Genomic DNA, 5,533 nt, shown 5'->3' on the forward strand with positions numbered 1-5,533 from the left:
TGTACGGCGACCATGACCGCTTCGTCGACACCTACTTCAAGACCTTCCGTGGCATGTACTTCACCGGTGACGGCGCACGTCGCGATGAAGACGGTTACTACTGGATCACCGGGCGTGTGGACGACGTACTCAACGTGTCCGGCCACCGCATGGGTACTGCCGAGATCGAAAGCGCGATGGTCGCCCACCCGAAAGTCGCCGAAGCGGCCGTGGTCGGTGTGCCGCACGACATCAAGGGGCAGGGCATTTATGTCTACGTCACGTTGATCGCGGGTGAAGAGCCGAGCGAGCAACTGCGTCTGGAATTGAAAAACTGGGTGCGTAAAGAGATCGGTCCGATTGCTTCGCCGGACGTGATCCAGTGGGCACCGGGGCTGCCGAAAACCCGTTCGGGCAAGATCATGCGCCGGATCCTGCGCAAGATTGCGACCGCCGAATACGATGGGTTGGGTGATATCTCCACCCTGGCGGATCCGGGTGTGGTGCAGCATTTGATTGATGAGCACAAGATCATGAATGTCGCTTAACCGACATCTCTGAGTCAGTAAAAGCCCCATCCGGTGTTGTGCCGGATGGGGCTTTTTTTGTCTGAGGTTTTTGTGTTGGCCGGTCGGGCCTCATCGCTAGCAGGCTAGCTCCCACAGAGGGAACTGCGCTCGTTTCAAATTGCGAATCCCCTGGAGATCCCTGTGGGAGCTAGCCTGCTAGCGATGGCGATCTGTCAGGCACTCAATAAACAACGCCCAATAATTATCGACTTCACTTGTAGGCGCTTTCCCACTGTTACCCTCCACCCTTCAAGTAACTGAATGTGTAACCGCGCGCTCCGATGCGGGGCATTGGGAAACGCCAACCCCCACTCCCGGGCCTCTCCAGCCCGGCTAAAAAATAAGACACAACGCTGCGCTTGCCGGATTAGAAGGGTTTGCCAATAATAGGCCCGCAATTTGCAGCAGTGATCGGTTCACTGTCTTTTGCTCTTGCATGAATTTGCAGGGCTGTCAACGCGCTCAAGCGGCTTTCTCGGTGCATCTGTAATTAGTTGTCGCATTGAAGAAATATCGGCTTCGGGCCTGTCGTTAGAATGCCGATCACTCGCTCGTTGTGGCTCGCGTTGAAAAAAGCGCGCGGTTCCTACGACGCAGCACCGCTTTGCGGTTCCACTCATTCGCATATTGGGCTGTCGCTCACTCTGCCGTTTTAGCCCTTTACCGATGGAGTCCCAAGATGAAGAAACTCGTGCTGCTTGGCGCCCTGGCACTGTCCGTGCTGTCCCTGCCGACTTTCGCTGATGAAAAGCCTCTGAAAATCGGTATCGAAGCGGCTTACCCTCCGTTTGCTTCCAAAGCACCGGACGGCAGCATTGTTGGTTTTGACTACGACATCGGCAACGCTCTGTGCGAAGAGATGAAGGTCAAGTGCACTTGGGTCGAGCAAGAGTTCGACGGTCTGATCCCGGCGCTCAAAGTGCGCAAGATCGACGCGATCCTGTCGTCCATGTCGATCACTGAAGACCGCAAGAAATCCGTGGACTTCACCAACAAGTACTACAACACCCCGGCGCGCCTGGTCATGAAGGCCGGCACTCAAGTCAGCGACGGCCTGACTGAGCTCAAGGGCAAAAACATCGGCGTGCAACGTGGTTCGATCCACGAGCGTTTCGCCCGCGAAGTCCTGGCCCCGCTGGGTGCCGAGATCAAGCCTTACGGTTCGCAGAACGAAATCTATCTCGACGTCGCCGCTGGCCGCCTCGACGGCACCGTGGCAGACGCTACGCTGCTCGATGACGGTTTCCTGAAAACCGACGCTGGCAAAGGTTTCGCCTTCGTTGGCCCGGCCTTCACCGACGTCAAATACTTCGGCGACGGCGTGGGTATCGCGGTTCGCAAGGGCGACGCGCTGAAAGACAAGATCAACACCGCGATCGCTGCCATTCGCGAGAACGGCAAGTACAAGCAAATCCAGGACAAATACTTCGCCTTCGACATCTACGGCAAGTAACACGTCCCGGCGACAAGTCCGAAATGGCGCAAGCAACAGGATCTCTGAGGTTTGCGCCATTTTTTCATCCCAACATTCGAGGACCTGAATCATGTTGAAAGGCTACGGGGCTGTCATCCTCGATGGCGCATGGCTGACGCTTCAGCTCGCCTTGTCCTCCATGGTCCTGGCCATCTTTCTGGGCCTGATCGGCGTGGCATTGCGTCTGTCGCCGGTTCGCTGGCTGGCCTGGCTGGGCGACCTGTATTCCACGGTGATCCGCGGTATTCCCGATCTGGTACTGATCCTGCTGATTTTCTACGGTGGTCAGGACCTGCTCAACCGCGTGGCGCCGATGCTCGGCTTTGACGACTACATCGACCTGAACCCGCTGGCCGCCGGTATCGGCACCTTGGGCTTCATCTTCGGTGCGTACCTGTCGGAAACCTTCCGCGGCGCCTTCATGGCGATCCCCAAAGGTCAGGCAGAAGCCGGCATGGCCTACGGCATGAGCAGTTTCCAGGTGTTCTTCCGGGTTTTGGTGCCGCAGATGATCCGTCTGGCCATTCCGGGCTTCACCAACAACTGGCTGGTACTGACCAAGGCCACCGCGCTGATTTCGGTGGTGGGTCTGCAAGACATGATGTTCAAGGCCAAGCAGGCGGCAGACGCCACCCGCGAGCCTTTCACCTTCTTCCTCGCAGTGGCGGCGATGTACCTGGTGATTACCAGTGTCTCGTTGCTGGCATTGCGTCACCTTGAGAAGCGCTACTCGGTAGGCGTAAGGGCGGCTGATCTATGATCTTCGACTACAACGTCATTTGGGAGGCCTTGCCGCTGTACTTCGGCGGCCTGGTGACCACCCTCAAATTGCTCGCGCTGTCGCTGTTTTTCGGCCTGCTGTGTGCGTTGCCGCTGGGCTTGATGCGCGTTTCCAAGAACGCCGTCGTCAACATGACGGCCTGGCTCTACACCTACGTGATCCGCGGCACGCCGATGCTGGTGCAGCTGTTCTTGATCTACTACGGTCTGGCGCAGTTCGAAGCGGTACGTGAAAGCTTCTTGTGGCCGTGGCTGTCCAGTGCAACGTTCTGTGCGTGCCTGGCCTTTGCGATCAACACCAGCGCCTACACCGCTGAAATCATCGCCGGCAGCCTGCGCGCCACGCCGAACGGCGAGATCGAAGCGGCCAAGGCCATGGGCATGTCGCGCTACAAAATGTACAAGCGCATCCTGCTGCCATCGGCTCTGCGCCGGGCGCTGCCGCAGTACAGCAACGAAGTGATCATGATGCTGCAGACCACCAGTCTGGCGTCCATCGTGACCCTGATCGACATCACCGGTGCCGCGCGCACGGTCAACGCTCAGTACTACTTGCCGTTCGAAGCGTACATCACGGCCGGCGTGTTCTATCTGTGCCTGACCTTCATTCTGGTGAAGCTGTTCAAACTGGCCGAGCGCCGCTGGCTGGGCTATCTGGCCCCGCGGAAGCACTGATATGGAACGCATCGATCACGTATTGCCGTGGAACCACCTGGGCAGCGAGCGCCAGATCTCGGTGTTCCGCTTCGGCAGTGGCGAGCGCAAGGCCTACATCCAGGCCAGCCTCCACGCCGATGAACTGCCGGGAATGCGCACGGCCTGGGAGCTGAAAAAGCGCCTGGCCGAACTCGAAGCCCAAGGCCTGCTCAACGGCGTGATCGAGCTGGTGCCGGTGGCCAATCCACTGGGCCTCGGTCAACTGTTGCAAGGCAGCCATCAAGGTCGTTTCGAAGCGGGCAGCGGCAAGAATTTCAACCGGGATTTCGTCGAGCTGAGCGCGCCAGTGGCCGCTGAGCTGGACGGGCACCTGGGTGATGATCCACACGCCAATATCCGCTTGATCCGCCAAGCCATGAGCGATGCGCTGGCTGCATTGCCGCCGGCCGCAAGCCAGCTGCAAGGCATGCAGCGCATCTTGCTCAGCCACGCGTGCACCGCTGATGTCGTGCTGGATTTGCATTGCGATGCCGAAGCGGCGCTGCACATGTACGCCTTGCCGCAACACTGGCCGCAATGGCGTTCGCTGGCCGCGCACCTGAATGTGAAAGTGGGACTGCTGGCGGAAGATTCCGGCGGCAGTTCCTTTGACGAGGCGTGCTCGCTGCCGTGGCTGCGTTTGTCGCGTCAGTTCCCGGATGCGCAGATTCCGCTGGCCTGTCTGGCGACGACCATCGAACTGGGTGGTCAGGCTGATACCGGTCGCGCGGACGCCGAGGCTTATGCCGAAGGCATTCTGGCGTTCCTCGCCGAGCAAGGCTTGATCAGCGGCGAATGGCCCAAGCCTGCGCAAGAGGCGTGCGAAGGCATGCCGTTCGAGGGCACCGAGTTGCTGTTCGCGCCGCACCCGGGTGTGATCAGCTTTTTGCGTAAACCCGGTGAGTGGATCGAAGCCGGCGACGAGATTTTCGAAGTGATCGATCCGTTATCGGATCGGGTCAGCACGGTGTGTGCTGGTACGTCCGGGGTGCTGTTTGCCATTGAACGGCTGCGTTATGCCCAACCCGGTTTCTGGCTGGCCAAGGTGGCGGGGCGCGAAGCGCTGCGTCACGGGCGCTTGCTCAACGACTGACTGACTGTTTTTGTGAGAACCGACCGCATGTACAAACTTGAAGTCCAAGACCTGCATAAACGCTATGGCAGTCACGAAGTGCTCAAGGGCGTGTCCCTGAAAGCGGCGGCTGGTGATGTGATCAGCATCATCGGCTCCAGTGGCTCTGGCAAAAGTACTTTTCTGCGCTGCATCAACCTGCTCGAGCAGCCGCACGCGGGCAAGATTCTGCTCAACAACGAAGAGCTGAAACTGGTGGCGAACAAGGACGGCGCGCTGAAAGCGGCTGACCCGAAACAGCTGCAACGCATGCGCTCGCGCCTGTCGATGGTGTTCCAGCATTTCAACCTGTGGTCGCACATGACCGCGCTGGAAAACATCATGGAAGCGCCGGTTCACGTGCTGGGCATGTCCAAGGCCGAGGCCCGCGAAAAAGCCGAGCACTACCTGAACAAGGTCGGCGTGGCCCATCGTAAAGACGCTTACCCGGGCCACATGTCCGGCGGCGAGCAGCAGCGCGTGGCGATTGCCCGTGCGCTGGCGATGGAGCCTGAGGTGATGCTGTTCGACGAACCGACCTCGGCCCTCGACCCGGAACTGGTCGGCGACGTACTGAAAGTGATGCAGGCCCTGGCGCTGGAAGGCCGGACCATGGTCGTGGTGACGCACGAAATGGGCTTCGCCCGTGAAGTGTCGAATCAGCTGGTGTTCCTGCACAAAGGTATCGTTGAAGAAAGCGGCAACCCGCGTGAAGTGCTGGTCAATCCACAGTCTGAACGCTTGCAGCAATTCCTGTCGGGCAGCCTGAAGTAAACCGAACTCCCGTTGCGCACCGGGATAGTGCATGCTTCGCAACCTAAAGGCTGGTCCCAATCCCTGCAGGAGCGGGGCTTGCCCGCGAATGCGGTGGTTCAGACAGCAATCATGTTGACTGAACCACCGTTCTCGCGGGCAAGCCTCGCT

Annotated in this window: 5 protein-coding genes and 1 pseudogene; all 6 read left to right on the forward strand. The window is 59.3% G+C overall.

Going from position 1 to position 5,533, the window contains the following annotated elements; all coding sequences use genetic code 11:
* Window positions 1–527, forward strand: a pseudogene (locus QMX98_RS31950) (AMP-binding protein); the annotation flags it as partial.
* Window positions 528–1,227: 700 nt separating this feature from the next.
* Window positions 1,228–2,001 (forward strand): ABC transporter substrate-binding protein, encoded by a 774-nt coding sequence (locus QMX98_RS31955; protein ID WP_102595633.1) that lies wholly within the window; start codon window positions 1,228–1,230, stop codon window positions 1,999–2,001.
* Window positions 2,002–2,092: 91 nt separating this feature from the next.
* Window positions 2,093–2,782 carry an ABC transporter permease gene (locus tag QMX98_RS31960; RefSeq protein WP_010457254.1) on the forward strand — a complete coding sequence of 230 codons (690 nt, stop codon included), beginning with the start codon at window positions 2,093–2,095 and terminating at the stop codon, window positions 2,780–2,782.
* Window positions 2,779–3,477 (forward strand): ABC transporter permease, encoded by a 699-nt coding sequence (locus QMX98_RS31965; RefSeq protein WP_010457252.1) that lies wholly within the window; start codon window positions 2,779–2,781, stop codon window positions 3,475–3,477. The genes QMX98_RS31960 and QMX98_RS31965 overlap by 4 nt, the downstream gene beginning before the upstream one ends.
* Window position 3,478: 1 nt before the next feature.
* Window positions 3,479–4,591 carry a M14 family metallopeptidase gene (locus QMX98_RS31970; RefSeq protein WP_154501420.1) on the forward strand — a complete coding sequence of 371 codons (1,113 nt, stop codon included), beginning with the start codon at window positions 3,479–3,481 and terminating at the stop codon, window positions 4,589–4,591.
* A gap of 27 nt (window positions 4,592–4,618) precedes the next feature.
* On the forward strand, window positions 4,619–5,383 hold the full coding sequence (locus QMX98_RS31975; protein ID WP_010457249.1) for an ATP-binding cassette domain-containing protein: 765 nt from the start codon (window positions 4,619–4,621) through the stop codon (window positions 5,381–5,383).
* The last annotated feature ends 150 nt before the right edge of the window (window positions 5,384–5,533 follow it).

The sequence above is a fragment of the Pseudomonas sp. PS02303 genome, from assembly GCF_029959925.1.
Taxonomy (GTDB): domain Bacteria; phylum Pseudomonadota; class Gammaproteobacteria; order Pseudomonadales; family Pseudomonadaceae; genus Aquipseudomonas; species Aquipseudomonas mandelii.

Coding starts and splice junctions, on each gene's coding strand:
- QMX98_RS31955 (WP_102595633.1), top strand. CDS start 1,228: ATGAAGAAACTCGTGCTGCTTGGCGCCCTGGCACTGTCCGTGCTGTCC.
- QMX98_RS31960 (WP_010457254.1), top strand. CDS start 2,093: ATGTTGAAAGGCTACGGGGCTGTCATCCTCGATGGCGCATGGCTGACG.
- QMX98_RS31965 (WP_010457252.1), top strand. CDS start 2,779: ATGATCTTCGACTACAACGTCATTTGGGAGGCCTTGCCGCTGTACTTC.
- QMX98_RS31970 (WP_154501420.1), top strand. CDS start 3,479: ATGGAACGCATCGATCACGTATTGCCGTGGAACCACCTGGGCAGCGAG.
- QMX98_RS31975 (WP_010457249.1), top strand. CDS start 4,619: ATGTACAAACTTGAAGTCCAAGACCTGCATAAACGCTATGGCAGTCAC.